13 protein-coding genes are annotated in these 16,002 nt (G+C 71.9%); 7 read left to right on the top strand and 6 right to left on the bottom strand.

Annotated features, from left to right (window positions below; all coding sequences use genetic code 11):
* Window positions 1-16 precede the first annotated feature (16 nt).
* Window positions 17-1,588, bottom strand: a complete 1,572-nt coding sequence (locus tag ACFVW6_RS23495) for a DNA polymerase Y family protein (protein WP_378829792.1) — start codon at window positions 1,586-1,588, stop codon at window positions 17-19.
* Window positions 1,589-1,598: 10 nt separating this feature from the next.
* Window positions 1,599-2,348: a hypothetical protein gene (locus tag ACFVW6_RS23490; protein ID WP_378829789.1), complete on the bottom strand. Its 750-nt coding sequence runs from the start codon at window positions 2,346-2,348 to the stop codon at window positions 1,599-1,601.
* 211 nt (window positions 2,349-2,559) lie between these two features.
* On the opposite strand from ACFVW6_RS23490, the gene ACFVW6_RS23485 reads away from it, so the two are divergent.
* Window positions 2,560-3,690, top strand: a complete 1,131-nt coding sequence (locus tag ACFVW6_RS23485) for a serine/threonine-protein kinase (protein ID WP_355271512.1) — start codon at window positions 2,560-2,562, stop codon at window positions 3,688-3,690.
* Between the two features lie 4 nt (window positions 3,691-3,694).
* On the opposite strand, the gene ACFVW6_RS23480 is transcribed toward ACFVW6_RS23485, so the two are convergent.
* Window positions 3,695-4,288, bottom strand: coding sequence for a TetR/AcrR family transcriptional regulator (locus tag ACFVW6_RS23480; protein WP_378829786.1), 594 nt, complete (start codon window positions 4,286-4,288; stop codon window positions 3,695-3,697).
* On the opposite strand from ACFVW6_RS23480, the gene ACFVW6_RS23475 reads away from it, so the two are divergent.
* The gene (locus ACFVW6_RS23475) at window positions 4,199-4,687 is read left to right on the top strand and encodes a dihydrofolate reductase family protein (RefSeq protein ID WP_378830081.1); all 489 of its coding nucleotides are present in this window, start codon (window positions 4,199-4,201) and stop codon (window positions 4,685-4,687) included. The genes ACFVW6_RS23480 and ACFVW6_RS23475 overlap by 90 nt on opposite strands.
* A gap of 6 nt (window positions 4,688-4,693) precedes the next feature.
* Here ACFVW6_RS23475 and ACFVW6_RS23470 read toward each other — a convergent pair whose 3' ends face one another.
* Together ACFVW6_RS23470 and ACFVW6_RS23465 are read right to left on the bottom strand one after the other, a co-directional pair.
* Complete coding sequence (locus ACFVW6_RS23470) at window positions 4,694-5,335, bottom strand: response regulator (RefSeq protein ID WP_374104838.1); 642 nt, start codon at window positions 5,333-5,335, stop codon at window positions 4,694-4,696.
* 154 nt (window positions 5,336-5,489) lie between these two features.
* Entirely contained in the window at window positions 5,490-6,782 is a 1,293-nt protein-coding gene (locus tag ACFVW6_RS23465; RefSeq protein WP_378830079.1) for a PspC domain-containing protein, read from the bottom strand.
* A gap of 655 nt (window positions 6,783-7,437) precedes the next feature.
* Between ACFVW6_RS23465 and ACFVW6_RS23460 the strand changes: the two genes are divergently transcribed.
* The 5 genes from ACFVW6_RS23460 (at window position 7,438) to ACFVW6_RS23440 (ending at window position 14,330) form a co-directional block, all read left to right on the top strand.
* Window positions 7,438-8,067 (top strand): MspA family porin, encoded by a 630-nt coding sequence (locus tag ACFVW6_RS23460; protein ID WP_378829784.1) that lies wholly within the window; start codon window positions 7,438-7,440, stop codon window positions 8,065-8,067.
* 83 nt (window positions 8,068-8,150) lie between these two features.
* Window positions 8,151-11,987, top strand: a complete 3,837-nt coding sequence (locus ACFVW6_RS23455; protein WP_378829781.1) for a hypothetical protein — start codon at window positions 8,151-8,153, stop codon at window positions 11,985-11,987.
* A 65-nt stretch (window positions 11,988-12,052) separates the two neighbouring features.
* Window positions 12,053-13,912, top strand: coding sequence for a PspC domain-containing protein (locus ACFVW6_RS23450; protein WP_378829779.1), 1,860 nt, complete (start codon window positions 12,053-12,055; stop codon window positions 13,910-13,912).
* On the top strand, window positions 13,905-14,117 hold the full coding sequence (locus ACFVW6_RS23445) for a hypothetical protein (RefSeq protein ID WP_378829777.1): 213 nt from the start codon (window positions 13,905-13,907) through the stop codon (window positions 14,115-14,117). Before ACFVW6_RS23450 ends, ACFVW6_RS23445 begins: the two co-directional genes overlap by 8 nt.
* Window positions 14,118-14,192: 75 nt before the next feature.
* Window positions 14,193-14,330, top strand: coding sequence for a hypothetical protein (locus tag ACFVW6_RS23440; RefSeq protein ID WP_378829775.1), 138 nt, complete (start codon window positions 14,193-14,195; stop codon window positions 14,328-14,330).
* A 4-nt stretch (window positions 14,331-14,334) separates the two neighbouring features.
* Here the strand turns inward: ACFVW6_RS23440 and guaA are convergent, their stop codons facing one another.
* Complete coding sequence (gene guaA / locus ACFVW6_RS23435; RefSeq protein WP_357346564.1) at window positions 14,335-15,909, bottom strand: glutamine-hydrolyzing GMP synthase; 1,575 nt, start codon at window positions 15,907-15,909, stop codon at window positions 14,335-14,337.
* Between the last annotated feature and the right edge of the window lie 93 nt (window positions 15,910-16,002).

The following is a 16,002-nucleotide window of genomic DNA, read 5'->3' as shown; positions in this document are numbered from 1 at the left end:
GCACCCTGTGTTCGACCTATTCGTAGACGCCCTCGGCGTGCCAGGTGGCGGCGTCGTAGACGAGCAGGACGGCCCTGATCTCGGTGGGCTCGGCGTCGAGCTGGACCTGGGCGCGGGCGGCCGGGCCCGCCTGCTCGGCGGCGGCCCACCAGCGCTCGTCCACCGGCCACGGGCCCGCCCAGCCGAGCAGCGCCCACTGCCTGCGGCCCCAGCGCAGCCGGGCCGGGTCGGCGGTGAACAGGCCGCGGTCGGTGACCTCGACGGCGGTGCCGTCGGCGGCGGTCAGGTGCACGACGGGGCGGTGCAGGAGCAGCAGCGTCGGCGCCGGTTCGGGGAGCCGGCCGGGCCAGGGCTGGGACGGGTCGGCGGCCGGGGTGAGCTCGTCGCCCAGGGCGATCATGGTGATCCGCTCGGCGGGCCCGCGCCCGCCACTGAGCACGCCGACGCGCACCGCCTCGCCACCGAGCAGGCCCTGCACCCGGACCAGCGCGCGGCGGGCCCGCTCGGTCTCCTCGCCCTCCCCGCCCCACAGGCCCAGTTGCAGCGCACCCGCGGCGACCACCTCGACCGGCTCCAGCCGCAGCGTGACGATCGGGGCGGTCGGGCGATCGCGGTGGGTGAGCCAGCCGTCGAGCTGCCAGCGGATGCGGTCGGCGGTGTCGGGCGGGGTGAGCGGGCGCGCGCAGCGCCAGATCCGCGAGAGCTCCTCCCCCGCCTCGGTGCGCGCGGTGACGGCCAGCCGGGTGCAGGCGACGCCCGCGGCGGTGAGGGCGGTGTGCAGCCGGGTCGCGAGGGTGCGCCCGGCGAAGGCGGCGGCGTCGACCCGGTCGATCGGCGGATCGCAGTCGAGGTCGACGGCCAGTTCCGGCGGTGGCCGCCGCGCCGAGGGCGGCCGCTCCGGCAGGCCGCGGGCGACACGGTGGGCCAGCGCCGCGTCGGCGCCGAAGCGGGAGGCGACGTCGGCGGGGGTGAGCCGGGCGAAGTCACCGACGCGGCGCAAGCCCAGGCGGTGCAGCAGGTCGACCAGGTCGGCGCGTTCCGGCGGCGCCAGCGCGGGTTCGGCGGCGAGCTCGGCCACCGGGAGCGGCGCCAGATAGTGGGCACCGGCGCCGACCGGGACGAACGCGGCGCGCCGCGCCGCGAGCACGGCGGTCGACAGGGCGTCGGCGATGCCGATCTGCGCCTCGGCGCCCGCCACCGCCACCGCATCGATCAGCTGGATCGCCGCGGCCTCCTCGGAGCCGAAAAACCTGGTGGCGCCGCGTGCTCCGAGGACGAGGAGTCCCGGGCGCAGCACTTCGACACCGGGCACCGTCGCGTCGACCGCGCCCGCGATCGATTCGAACAGCCGGGCGTCCCGGTCCGGATCATCCTGGGCGACAACCAGATCGGGGCAGCGCGACTGCGCCTCCCTGCGGGTCACGCCCTCGCGCACCCCCTCCGCCCTGGCGATCGCCGACGACGACACCACCCGATTCCCGCGCAGCACCGCCACCGGGCGATCCGCGGGCACCCCGGCCGCCGCGGCCGCCGCCACCGCGGGCCAGTCGGGACACAGCAGCGCCAGCACGCGCTCCGCCCGCGTCATCGCAGGCCGGTCACGACACGGCCTCCCGCACGTCGGCCGCCTCGCGGATCTCCGCCTCGCGGGCGCGCCATTCGGTGCGACCGGCCTTGGCGCACAGGTCTATCCGGCCGTGCCGGGGTGGCCCCGCCTTGGCGCTGACGCGCACGTCCAGGCAGACCGAGCGCAGGCGGCCGCGGCCCGCGCCGAGACCGCGGTAGCCGGTGACGCGGGTGTCCAGGCGCAGCGACGGATTGGTCCAGGTGCCGCCCGCGACGACCAGGGTGGCGCCGCGGTTGCGGGCGCGGGCGGCGAGCACCCGGCAGCGGGCGGGTGGGACGGCGACGCCGTCGAGCCCGAGGACGACCAGATCGAGGCCGTCGAGCAGGACGGCGGCCACTTCGCCCGGATCGGGGCCCGGGTCGGCGATCACCGCCAGCCGGGACAGCTGCGCGCCCATCTCGGCGGCGGCCAGCAAACCCAGCCGGGGCAGCCCGACCACCGCGGCGTGGCCACCGCCGCCGGTCACCGCGGCGAGCAGACCGGACAGCAGCGAGTGCGCGCCGGTATAGGCGACCACGGCCCCCTTGGGCAGTCCGCCGTCGGGCAACAGCTCGGCGAGCGGGGCGGGCACCGGCAGCAGATCACGGCGTAGTGGCTGCTCACGAGGGATATGAGCGGTGGCGGACTCGCCGCGGCCCGGCACCGCGGCCATCCGCCTGCGCAGTTCGTCGAGCGTGCGCGCCCGGGCCGCCACCTCGGGCGACAACGCATCCGAACCCATCAACACCACCTACTTCCACGATGGACCCGCGAGCGGAGAGCCGCCCAGCGCCGGAACGGCAGCACCGTTTCAGCTATCGATCGTATTCGAATATACGTTCGATCGCGACCAGGGTGACACCCACCCCCGGCCCGTGTCCACAGCGGGGCCCCTTATACCCGCGCGTCGTGATACCGGCCAGTCATCGGCATATTCGACTACCCTCGCACCCGTGACCGAACGTGCTCGTCCCCATATCGGCCCCGACTACCTCGTCGCGGGTCGTTACCGCCTGCAGTCGAAACTGGGCGGCGGTGGCATGGGTGCGGTCTGGCTCGCGACGGACCGGTTGCTGAACCGCGAAGTCGCCATCAAGCAGGTGCTCTCCACGGCCGGATTGAGCGAGGCCGAGGCCGAGCGCATCCGCAGCAGCATCGTGCACGAGGGCCGGGTGGCGGCCAAGCTGTCGCACGAGCACGCGATCGCCGTCTACGACGTGGTGATCGAGGCGGGCGAACCCTGGCTCGTCATGGAGTACTTACCCTCGCGCAGCGTGGCCAAGGCGCTCACGCTGTTCGACACGCTGCCCGCGGTCGAGGTCGCCCAGATCGGCGCGCAGGTGGCCGACGCGCTCGCCGCCGCGCACGCGGCGGGCATCGTGCACCGCGACATCAAGCCGGGCAACATCCTCGTCGCCGATCGCGGTCCCGATCTCGGCAAGGCCAAGCTCAGCGACTTCGGCATCTCCCGCGGCGCGGGCGACACCCACGGCGACGACCCGGAAGGCACCATCACCGGCACCCCCGCCTACCTGCCGCCCGAGGTCGCCCGCGGCGCCAGGCCCACCGAGGCCAGCGACGTGTTCTCGCTCGGCGCGACCCTCTACACCGCGCTGGAGGGGCAGCCGCCGTTCGGTTTCGACGACGACGAGAACGATGTCGTCACCCGGGCCGCGATGGGCCGGATCATCCCGCCCAGCCGCAGCGGCATCCTCACCCAGCCGCTGCTGCACATGCTCGAACCGGCACCGCAGCGCCGCCCGACGATGGCCCAGGCGCGCGACGAGATCCTCACCGCCGCCTTCGGTCCCGGTACCGCCGCCTACATCCTCGGCGTGCCGCTGCGCACCGAGGACGGCACCATTCCCTCCTGGGCCGCCCGCAACTCCGCCAGCGGCCTGCGCAGCCCGCATTCCGCCCCGCTGCCGCGCCCGCAGCGCGCCCCGCTGGCCGCGCCCGCCGCGCCGCAGCAGCGCACCGGCAGCTTCGTCGACAACCTGCCCAACGGCGCGCCGCTGGCCATCGGCGCCGGCGTGCTCATCGGGCTGGTCATCCTGATCGCGATCATCATCGCGGTGATGTAGCGCCTCAGTCCGTCGTCGCCGGTGGTCGGTAGGCCGCGAGGAACGCTTCCACGCCCGCGTCGGCGTAGTGATCGAGTTCGGCGTCGCTGAAGCGGGTTTCGTCACCGCAGAACATGACCTTGTTGACCGGCACCGACACCACCAGCCAGGTGAAGTGGTTGGCGGCCAGTTCGTGTTCGACGGTCCGCAGCAGGCCCCGCTCGGTCAGCTGGGCGAAGCACGACGCCAGCATGGCGTGCACGCGTTCGGGTCCGGCTTCGAAGTACGCCCGCCCCAGCTGGGGAAAGCGGCCCGCCTCGGCGATGACCAGCCGCCGCACCCGGAGCTGCGCGGGCCGGGTCAGCAGATGGACGAACCGGTGCGCCACCATGCGCAGCGTGGTCTCCACGTCGTCGGCGGAGGCGAGTTCGCCGATCGCTTCCCGGAAGACCTGGTCGATCCCGCCGAGCCGGTCGAACACGATCTCCTCGAACAGTTTGTCCTTGCTGCCGAAGCGCTTGTAGATCGTCTGCTTCGACGAACCAGCGACCTTGGCGATCTCGTCGGTCTTGGCCCCGAGGTAGCCGTCGCGCAGGAACACCTCCATGGCCGCCTCCATGATCCGGCGGCGCGCCTGTTCGGCGGCGCTGCCCTCCACGAGATCGGGCGCTGTTTCGGTGCGGGGCATCGGGCCTCCCGGAAGTACGTCGTCACCACGACGCTGACGGAAGCGACCTGGAACAACACCGAGATCGTCACCGGCGACATCGAGGCCGAGCTGACCGCGCTCAAGGCCACCGAGGGCGGCGACCTCGCCATCACCGGCAGCCTCACCCTGGTCCAGTCCCTGCTGCGCTCGGGCCTGCTCGATCAGTTGCAGTTGTTCGTCCACCCGGTCGTGCTCGGCAAGGGCGCGCGCTGGTTCGACAAGCTCGACGGCCAGGTCGAGCTGAAGCTGGCCTCGGCCGAGGCGTTCGGTTCCGGCGTGCTCAACCAGATCTACGTCCCCGCGAAATAGCCGCCCTCACTCGATCCGGCGGCGGTGGGCCCAGCGGGTCAGGGCGTTGCGGTTGGACTGCTGGGTCTTGCGGAGCACGTTGGACGCGTGGGTTTCCACCGTCTTCACCGAGATGAACAGGGTCTCGGCGATCTCGCGGTAGGTGTAGCCGCGGGCCAGCAGGCGCAGCACCTCGAGCTCGCGCGGGGTGAGCGAGTCCAGCTCGGGGTCGAGCGGGGGCTCGGGCACCGGGGAGCGGCCGGTGAACGAATCGAGGACGAAACCGGCCAGCCGGGGGCTGAACACGGCGTCACCGCCGGCGACGCGGCGGATGCCGTCGGCCAGTTCGGCGCCGGAGATCGTCTTGGTGACATACCCGCGCGCGCCGGCCCTGATCACCGCGATCACGTCCTCGGCGGCATCGGACACGCTCAGCGCCAGGCACACCGGGCCGTCGGCGATCCCGGTGAGCACCGCGACACCGCCGCCGTCGGGCATGTGCACATCCAGCAGCACCACATCCGGCTTCGCCGCATCGATCCCGGCGACCGCCTCGGCCACCGCGCCCGCCTCGCCGACGACCTCCATATCGGTCTCGCGGCTCAGCTCGGCGCGCACGCCCGACCGGAACACCGCGTGATCGTCGACCAGGAACACCCGAACACTCACTGACAGCTCACTCTCATCCCACCGGCGATCGACTTGTTCTCATCGGTACCACACGACCGTGAATATCGGTTCGGACCGAGGCGGGAGAGCCCGGCGGCAGGGCGCGAAACGCCCGTGGCCGAACAGGATCCGCCGCCCGGGTCGGCGCGGGGCCTCACACCTCGGACGGGTCCGGCGCGTCGGCGGCCGGGTCCGAGTCCGTGGTGCCGGAGTCCGAGCGCGGCATCACGATGCGCACCTCGGTGCCGCGCCCGATGGTCGAGTCGATGACGGCGGTGCCGCCGCGACGCTCGATCCGGGCGCAGATGGATTTCGCGACACCGCGCCGGTCGGCGGGCACGGCGGCGGTGTCGAAACCGGCGCCGCGGTCGCGGACGAAGATGCTCACCTGGTGCGGTTCGGTCTCGGCGAACAGGTCGATCTCCGGGACGCCCGCGTGCTTGGCCGCGTTGACCAGCGCCTCCCGGCTGGCGCCGAGCAGGGCGGTGAAGTGTTCCTTGGGCAGGCCCGCGCCGGTGTCGCCGGGGTCCATCGCGACATCGCCGACGGTCACCGGGGTGACCTTCACCCCGTGCTGGTCCTCCACCTCGCCCGCGATGGTGCGCAGCGCGGCGGCCAGGCTGGACTGGGCGGGGGCGGTGTCGTCGAAGAGCCATTTGCGCAGTTCGCGTTCCTGGCTGCGGGCCAGGCGCAGCACCTCCTGCGGGTCCTCGGCCTGCCGCTGGATCAGCGCGAGGGTCTGCAGCACCGAATCGTGCAGGTGCGAGGCGATCTCCTCGCGCTCCTCGTTGCGGATACGGGCGCCGCGCTCGGCATTGAGCGCGCGGACCATGCGCAGCCACAGCGGCACCGTCAGCAGACCGGCGCCGACCAGCGTGACCGCGACCGCGATCAACGCCGAGCCGAGTGAACTCAGATCGATCCTGGCCAGCACCACCACGCCGAGCCCGACCACGATCAGCGTCGCCCCGGCCACGATCCGCGACCAGGTGACCACCGACGGTCGCGCGGGCAGCCCGAACAGCGCGCGCGGACCCGGCGCGGCGACGTCGTACTCGCGCCAGACCAGCGCGGCGCCGACCGCGACCACCACGATCGGGGCGATCACCTTCGCGGCGGTGCCCTGGAACAGCCAGCCGACGGTCACCGCGAGGCCGAGGCCGAGCAGGGCGAGGCCGATGGCCTGCCTGCGCTCGTCGCCGGTCGGTTTGGCCGCGTCGTTGCCGCCCGGGGTGAAGATCCACAGCAGGCCGTAGGCCACCAGGCCCGCACCGACCAGCGCGGACAGCAGCACGAACGCCATCCGCACCTTGAACACGTCGACGCCGAGATGATCGGCCAGGCCACCGGCGACGCCACCGACCACCCGGCCACCGGTCCGGCGGACCAGTCGCGGGGTCTGCGGCAGCGGCGCGCCGACGGGCTCGGGCCCCGGCGTCGGCAGCATGCCCGGCCGGTAACCACGCGGCACCCCGTACCCCGACTGCGTCGGGTATCCGGGGTAGTAACCGGGCGGGGGCCGATACTGCGGCGGCGGAACGTAGGGGTGCGGGGTGCCGTAGACGGCCTGACCGTTGCCGAGCGCCCGCGCGACGAATCGCTGCGGGCCCTTGGGCTGCCGGTGCCCGCCGGGATTCGTCGCGGCGCCGGGGCCGCCGGGGTAGTGGGGTGCGCCGCTCGGCGGCGGCGCGGCGTTCCCCGGTACGACGTTGTTCCCCGGTGCGACGCCATACCCGCGTGGGGCGGCGGGCCCCGGGGCGGCGGCACGGGTGGGAACAGACGGATCCATGCTTCGATACTGGCACGCGCGAGCGGGTGCCGACATCAGGAAAGTCCCTGATCTCCGCCCCGATGCCGGCGATCAGGCGCCGACCTGGGCCGATGCCGTCCGGTCCGGACAGAAAACACGTCTCACCTGGGCATACGCCCAGCCATGAAGAACGGGTCGCCGACGCGCTCGCCGCCGGACCGGACAACCGGTCACGGCATCCTCACCAGCGATTATCAGCTCACTCGAGGGTTCACCCCGAGACCCGGCTCAGGCCGGATTCCTACCGTGATGGCAGGCCGGAATTCGCGGCCTTCATTGCAGGGGAGGAACATTGAGAATCGTCACCACCGTGCTGGGTGCCACGGCCATCGCACTGGCCACCGTCGGGATCACGCCGACGGCGGCCGCGACACCGATGGCCCCGCACGAGACCACCTATCACGGACCCGCGGGCTTCGATCTGACCCTCGGCCACACCGATCAGTCCTACCGGCAGGTGCCCGCGCTCAACGCCATGCCGACCAACCGCGAGGTGTTCCTCGACAACACCGCGTACGTGACGCCGCCCGCCGGGGCGACCGGCACGCTCGAATCCGGCTATCTCGTCGCCTGCGCGGTCGAGGTGACCCTCTCGGTCGGACTGGACGGCGGGATCTCGGTCGGCGCGGGGGCGAGCATCGGCTTCGGTTCCTCGGGTCCGGACGTCTCGGCCGACATCGGTCCGTCGATCTCGGCGGGGCTCGATCTGAGCCTGTCCCTGGCGCCGGGGGAGATCGAGAAGATCGATGTGGGGAGCATGCCGTTGGGCCCGGGCACCACCTACCTGGTGAATCGCGACTTCCATCTGATGGTCGGCGACTGCGGCGGTCCGCTCAACATCTACTCCTGGGCCACGGTCACCGCGACCACGCCGCAGGTGAGCGCGACCAACTCGGTCTTCGGCGACACCATGTTCCTCTGACCGGATCGGGACCCGGCGCCGCGCCGGGTCCCGCTGCACCAAATATCATTCCCCTCGGTCGTTTTCACCGAACGGGGGGTTCTTTGACCATCAACGAGACGGAGTTCTCATCGCCGCGTGCTGTTTTCGCGCAGCGATTCGCCGAACTCTATGCCGCGGCGGGCAATCCGACCTTGCGCCGCGTCGCCGCCGCCACCGAACGGCGCATGCGCAATACCCAGTCGGGCACGCCGTCGGCCCAGCGGATCAGCGACTGGAAGGCCGGGCGCAACGTGCCCGCCCGCTTCGAATCGCTGCTACCGGTGGTGCTCACGCTGGTCGACCTCACCGAGAAGGCCCAGCGTGACCTCCCCCGCCGCCTCGCCGACCCGCACGAATGGCGCCGCCTCTGGCAGGAATCGGTGACCTGGACGGCCACCGCCACCGACGGCGACACCTGCCCCTACCCCGGCCTGCGCGCCTTCCGCGCCGACGAGCGCGCCCTGTTCTTCGGCCGCGAACAGGCCACCACCGAATTCGTCGACCTGGTCCGGGCCGCCACCGGCATCGTGGTGCTGATCGGCGCCTCCGGCGCGGGGAAGTCCTCGCTGCTCGCCGCGGGCCTGCGCCCCGCCCTCGACCTGCCCTCGGCCACCATCACCCCGGGTGCCACGCCGATGGCCGCGCTCGCCGTCGTCGACACCGACGCGCCGCGCGTCCTGGTCGTCGACCAGTTCGAGGAACTGTTCACCCTGTGTCCCGACGAGGCCGAACGCACTGCCTTCCTCACCGCACTCGCCGACCTGACCACCCGCGCCGCCGCCCCGCTCACGGTCGTGCTCGCCCTGCGGGCCGACTTCTACGAACGCTGCCTGCACCACCCCGTGCTGCGGGACAGCCTGCGGCGCAACAACTATCTGCTCGGCCCGATGTCGATGGACGAGGTGTCGCGGGCCATCACCGGGCCCGCGACCGCCGCCGGACTCACCCTCGAGCAGGGCCTGGAAGAGCTGGTTCTCACCGAACTGCGCGGCCTGGGCGCGCACGCCGACACCGACGCCTACGATCCCGGCTCGCTGCCGCTGCTCTCCCACGTGATGGCCGCGACCTGGCAGCAGCGCGAGGGGCGCAAACTCACCGTCGCCGGGTATCGCACAGCGGGCGGGGTGGCGGGCTCGGTCGCCGAGACCGCCGAACTGGCGTGGAGCGAGCTGACCCCGGTCCAGCAGGAGGCCGCCCAGGACCTGCTCGGCGCACTGGTCACCGTCGGGCAGGACGCGCGCGACACCCGCCGCACCGCAGCCCGCGGCGAACTGCTCTCCCGCGGTACCGATCCCGAGGCCACGGCGGAGGCACTGGAAGTCCTGGCCGCCAGCAGGCTCGTCGCCCTCGACGCCGACTCAGTCCAGTTCACCCATGAGATCGTCCTCACCGCCTGGCCCCGCCTGCGCGGCTGGATCGCGACCGACCGCGTCGGCCACCTCGTCCGCCAACGCCTGGAAACCGACGCCGCCGAATGGGAGAGCACCGACGACCCCGCCCTGCTCTACCGCGGCACCCGCCTCGACAGCGCCACCGAGCATGCCAACGGCACCACCAGCCCCCGCTCCCGCGCCTTCCTCGACGCCGCACGCCGCTCCGCCCGCCTCGGCAAGCGCTGGCGCATCGGCGCCGCGATGATCGTCGTCGCCCTCCTCGGCACCGGTGTCGTCGCCTGGGACCGTGGCAAGCTCGCCGACCAGCGCACCGCGGATCGGGACTACGCGGAACTGGTCGCCGCGGCGCAGCGGATCAGAGCGAGTGATCCGTCGCTGTCGGCGCAGTTGTCCCTGGCCGCCTACCGGATGCGGCCCGACCCGTCCACCCGCGCGCAGCTGCTGACCACCCAGGAATTCCCGCTGGCCACCTCCGTGCCCGGCCACGCAACCGATATCGACGCACTCGTGGCGCGCTCGAGCGACGGCATGCTCGCCTCACTCGACTACGACGGGAAGGTGTTGCTCTGGGACACCACCGATCCCGCCCGGCCGCGAAAGATCAGCGGGGAATTCGGGGTTCCGGTCGACCGGCTGATCTTCGTGCCGCGCGGCACCGACGCGGTCACCGACGGCCCGGCCGGTCTGCAGCTGTGGGATCTGGCCGACCCGGAATCCCCGCGGCTCCGGCACAGCCTCGGAACCGAGAAGCGGAACTCGATCGCCGCGGCGCCGGACGGCACGCTGCTCGCCGAAGCCGGTGAGAGTTCGTTCACGCTCTGGCGGATCGGCGACCGCGCCGACCCGACGCGCGCCGCCAGGGTCGCCCTGCCCGAGGCGCGCGCACAGGCACACCTCGTCGAGTTCAGCCCGGACGGCAAGCTGCTCGCGGTGGGACGGGTCGTCCACGACGCCGGTGTCGCGGACAGCATCCAGCTCTGGGACATCCGCGACCCCCGCACCCCCCGCACGGTCGGATCACCGATATCGACCGCGCCCGATGCCTACCTGAGCGACTTCGCGTTCAGCCCGAACGGCGTTGACCTGGCAGTCGCCGTCTATGGACCGACGGAGACGAACCCGGCGCGAACAGGCCGGGTCGACCTCTGGCGAACAGCGGGTGCCGAGCCACGCCGGCTCGGCGCCATCCACACCGACGACAGCACGCTCGGTTCGATCGACTTCAACGATGCCGGAACCGTTCTCGTCACCAGTTCGGCGAATGCGGGGCGGCTGTGGAACATCACCGACCCGGACCACCCGGTGCAGGCGGCGCCGACGCTGTCGACCAGCCCACAATCGTGTGACCGGGGCCCGGCATCAGTGTGCGCCACCGGGCTGCGGTCGCTGACCTTCCTGTCCGGCAGACCGCTGCTGGCCGGAGCGGGCAGGAACGGCGCCCTGACCGTGTGGACGCTGCCGTCGTCGCTGGTGGATGTCTCGCCCGGCTCGCCACTGTCGCCGGTCTTCGACAAGGCCGGGAACCGGATGGTGATCGCGGATCTGGCCGGTGCCATGGCCGTGTGGGATACCACCGATCCCGCGCACCCGACCCGGCTGTCGACCGTTCCCGGCGGGCCGAATCGCTTCGGCCCCGAGCTCAGCCCCGACGGTCGCACGCTGTCGATCCAGGACCAGCCCTCCGGCCACCGACTCGTCTTCGATCTGGCGGATTCCCAGCGGCCGCGGCCACTGGCCGGCTGGCCCACCGGGTACGTCGTCCAATCACAGGTTCGAGCGGGGCGCATGGTGACCGCGGATTCGCACGAGGTCCGGATATGGGATGTCAGCGATCGGCTGGCACCGGTCCGGGGCGGGACACCGATTCTCCCGACCGAGGGCGCCGACCAGGTGTTCGTCAACGCGCTGTCGGCGGACGGCACGCGCCTCGAGGTGATCGCCTACGACCAGCAAGTCACCGAGATGCCCTATGCGACCCAAATATGGGACATCGCTGACCCGAACCGCCCGATTCTGCTGGGAACAACCGAACCCGACGGGCAGACCGCCCTGTTCAAACTGTCCGAGCTGCCCGACAACCACACCGCCGTCGTCGCCGGTTCCGATTCTTTCGAGGTGTGGCGAACCGAGGCCGAACCAGAGCGGCTCACCGCACCGATCCGCACCGAGAGCACCCCGATCATCACTATGTCGACCGCGTCCGACCACACCTTGGCCATCACGGGCAGCGACCGCACCACCGAGCTGTGGGACATCGCTGATCCCCGGGCGCCGCGTCTCGTCAGCGCGCCGATCGGGCGGAACGATGTGCGCAATCGCCTCTCCGCCCTGCACCCGGACGGCGGCCATCTCGCCGTCGTCACCGACAGCGGCCAGTTCGGGATGTGGGACCTCGTCCCGGAGCGGGTAGCCGACCGGATCTGTGCCGCTACCGGCGACATCCTCACCGAACAGGTCTGGAAACGCCAGCTCCCCAATGTCCCGTACGCCCCACCTTGCTCCTGAACCCGGGCAAACCTCAGGGTTCACCCCGATGTGCGAAAGGGCTGGTCGAGCACACCATGGAGGACATGAGCAGAACGAGCTTCGGTGACCAGATCCAGCAGATGTGGCATACGCGGCCCGTCCGGCTGCCGCGGCAGGGGCCGATCGCCGGCGTCGCGGCCGGGTTCGGGCTGCGGTACGGCGTCGATCCGGTGTTGTTGCGGGTGGCGTTCGTGGTGTCGACGATCTTCGGTGGCGCCGGCATCGTGCTGTACCTGCTCGCGTGGCTGGTGTTGAGTTCCGCGGGGAACGAGGCGTCGGCGGCCGAGGCGCTGACCGATCACGCGCGCGGCACGCATTCGCAGACCAAGACGATCGTGTTGATCGTCGCGCTGGCGATCGCGGTGTCGACCATGGGTCCGGTGGGGCTCGGGATGGGCGGCTCCGGGGTGGTCAGCATGGGGCTGATGCTGGCGGGCTGGTGGATGCTCTACATCCGGCATCCCGAGCTGCCCACCGGTTTCGACACCGTCCGGGCCGAATCATTGGGCACGGCAGGCTATCCCGCCGCGGGTTATCCGACCGGCGTACCGGTCCGCGGCTACCCCTACATCCCGGACGTGCCGCCGACCGGCATGTACACGCCCTACACCAAACTGCCGGACGCCTACGTCCCCGATCCGGCCGCGACCGTGCCGCCCCGCGCGGAAACCCGCGCCGACACGGCCGAGTCCACGCCGCTGCTGCGCGTCGACGCCACCGACACGATCGTCCTGCACAAGGACGTGGCCCCGGCGGCCACCGCCGAACCGCCGGCAGGCGCCACGGCGGCCACCGCACCCGAATCAGGCTCGGCGGCCATCGCAGCCGAGTCGAGCTCGGCGACGATGAAAGCCGAGGCTCCCACATCGACCTCGACCGATTCGGCCGACATCGTCGACGCGGTCGTGACGACCGAATCCGCCGCCATCGTGGTCGACACCACCTCGACCACCCAGGCCGACGACGCCACCCCGGCGCCTCCCGCCGACTCGGACACCGCATCGCCCGACCTCGAGACCGGCGCGGACGCATCGCGCGCCACGGCGACCGATCTGATCCCCGTGGACTCGAGCGATCCCACGATGACGATCGATCTCGACAAGCGCGACGGATCGCCCGAGGTGGCGACCCCCGAGCCGATCCAGGACCCCGCCCTCGGCGCGACCGCCGTCCTCAGCAAGGACCTGCCCTCCCCCACACCGGGTTTCCCGCGCACCGGCGCGCAGGTCCCCAGCGGCATCGATCCGCTCGGCATCGCGCCGCTGGCCTGGGAACTGCCCGAGGCGGCGCCGCGCTACGCCGTGCAGGTGCCGCCACCGCCGCCGAAGCGACCGCGGTCGCGGCTCACCCCGATCACCATCGGGCTGGCGATCCTGGCGGCCGCGCTGGCCGGCGCGGCGGCGGCCGCCGGCGTCGAATGGATGACACCGGCGCGGATCGCGGCGTTCGCGCTCGCGGTCGTCGGACTCGGGCTGATCGCGGGCGCGTTCCTGCGACGCGGCTACGGACTGCTGGTGCTGACCGCGCCGCTGGCCGGGTTCGTGCTGCTGGCCTCGCTGATCGGGCCGATCGACTTCGAGAACAACGGCGCCATCGGCGAACGCGTCTGGGCACCGACCTCGGTGACCGAATTGCAGCCGCGCTACGCCCTCGACATCGGTTCGGGCACGCTGGATCTGCGTGGCCTGAACCTCACCGAGTCACGCAGCGTCGAGGTCGCGGTGAACATCGGCGACGCGAAAGTGCACCTGCCCGAAGGGATGACAGTGAACACGACATGTGACATCCGGGTGGCCGACGCGACCTGCGTCGAAGGCCTGAGCGGGCCGCAGACCCCGGGCGCCCCGGTCCTCGACCTGCACATCAAGATGCACCTGGGTGACGTGGAGGTGACCCGTGGCTGATCCGACCGGCACCGAAACCCGCCGCCGACCGGCGTTCTCCCTGCTCAGCACGGGCCTGATCGCCCTGGCCCTGAGCGTCTGGGCGCTGCTCGGCGCACCGACCCCCGACAACGGCGGCATCCTGCCGATCGGCTGGGGTGTGGTGATCGCGGCGATCGTCATCGGCCTGCTGCTGACGATCTCCCCGCGCCGCAAGCGGCACTGACGAAAGCGCACCGACCCCGAGACACGACAATGGCCCGTCACCGTGACGGGCCATTGTTGTTGGAGGACAACGGCAATGGACGAATCCTCAGTAGACCGGCAGCCCACTCCGCTGGCGAAGACGCTGCCGCCGACCGCCCACCGGCCGCCCGGCGGCTTCCTGCTCGGCAGACTGCTGCTCACGCAGGTGACGCCGCCACAGCGACCGGCCTAGCGCGTCACTCCCATTCGATGGTGCCCGGCGGCTTGCTCGTCACATCGAGTACCACACGGTTGACGTCGGCCACCTCGTTGGTGATGCGGGTGGAGATGCGCTCCAGCACGTCGTAGGGCAGGCGGGTCCAGTCCGCGGTCATCGCGTCCTCGCTCGACACCGGGCGCAGCACGATCGGGTGACCGTAGGTGCGGCCGTCGCCCTGTACACCGACCGAGCGCACGTCGGCCAGCAGCACGACCGGGCACTGCCAGATCTGCTTGTCCAGGCCGGCGGCGGTGAGCTCCTCGCGGGCGATGGCGTCGGCCTGGCGGAGCAGGTCGAGCCGGTCGGCGGTCACCTCGCCGACGATGCGGATCGCCAGGCCGGGACCGGGGAACGGCTGCCGGGCGACGATCTCCTCGGGCAGGCCCAGCTCGCGGCCCACGGCGCGGACCTCGTCCTTGAACAGCAGGCGCAGCGGCTCGACCAGGTCGAATTCGAGGTCGTCGGGCAGGCCGCCGACATTGTGGTGGCTCTTGATGTTCGCGGTGCCGGTGCCGCCGCCGGACTCGACGACGTCCGGGTAGAGCGTGCCCTGCACCAGGAACTCGACCTTCGGGGCGGCACCGGCGGCGGCGCCCTCCTCGAGCACGATGCCGGCGACCGCGTCCTCGAAGGAGCGGATGAACTCGCGGCCGATGATCTTGCGCTTCTCCTCGGGATCGGAGACGCCCTTCAGCTCGCCCAGGAACTTGTCGACCGCGTCGACGGTCACCAGCTTGGCGCCGGTCGCGGCGACGAAGTCCTGCTGCACCTGCTCGCGCTCGCCCGCCCGCAGCAGCCCGTGGTCGACGAACACACAGGTGAGGCGGTCACCGATCGCGCGCTGCACCAGCGCGGCGGCGACGGCGGAGTCGACGCCACCGGACAGACCGCAGATGGCGTGGCCGTCACCGATCTGCGCGCGCACGTCCTCGATCAGCGCCTCGGCGATATTGGCCGGGGTCCACTGCGCGGGGATGCCGGCCAGCTCGTGCAGGAAGCGGCTCAGCACCTGCTGACCGTGCGGCGAGTGCAGCACCTCGGGGTGGTACTGGACACCGGCCAGGCGGCGGGCGCGATCCTCGAACGCGGCGACGGGCGCGCCGGCGGTGGTGCCGGTGACCTCGAAGCCCTCGGGGGCGTCGGTCACGGCGTCACCGTGGCTCATCCACACCGGCTGGATGGTCGGCAGGCCGCCGTGCAGCACACCACCGTCGATGTTGAGCTCGGTGCGGCCGTACTCGCGGGTGCCGGTGTGGGCCACCGTGCCGCCGAGCGCCTGCGCCATCGCCTGGAAGCCGTAGCAGATGCCGAACACCGGCACGTCCAGGTCGAACAGCCGCGCGTCGAGCTGCGGGGCGCCCTCGGCGTACACGCTGGACGGGCCACCGGACAGGATGACCGCCAGCGGCCGCTTCTCGGCGATCTCCTCCACCGTCATGGTGTGTGGAATCACCTCGGAGAACACGCGCGACTCGCGCACCCGGCGAGCGATCAGCTGGGCGTACTGTGCGCCGAAGTCGACGACGAGGACCGGTCTCTGAGTTTCTGCCACCGGGACAGTTTAGTGACGGCGCACGACGGCCGAGCAGCGGGCATCGGTGCACGCACACGCGTTGGGAGAACATTGCGCAATACCCGGTCGACC

Origin of the sequence: Nocardia sp. NPDC058244, from assembly GCF_042882065.1 — a bacterium.
Lineage (GTDB): Bacteria > Actinomycetota > Actinomycetes > Mycobacteriales > Mycobacteriaceae > Nocardia.
Note: the sequence above shows the minus strand (reverse complement) of the source record. Positions and strands in the feature narration are given on the sequence as shown.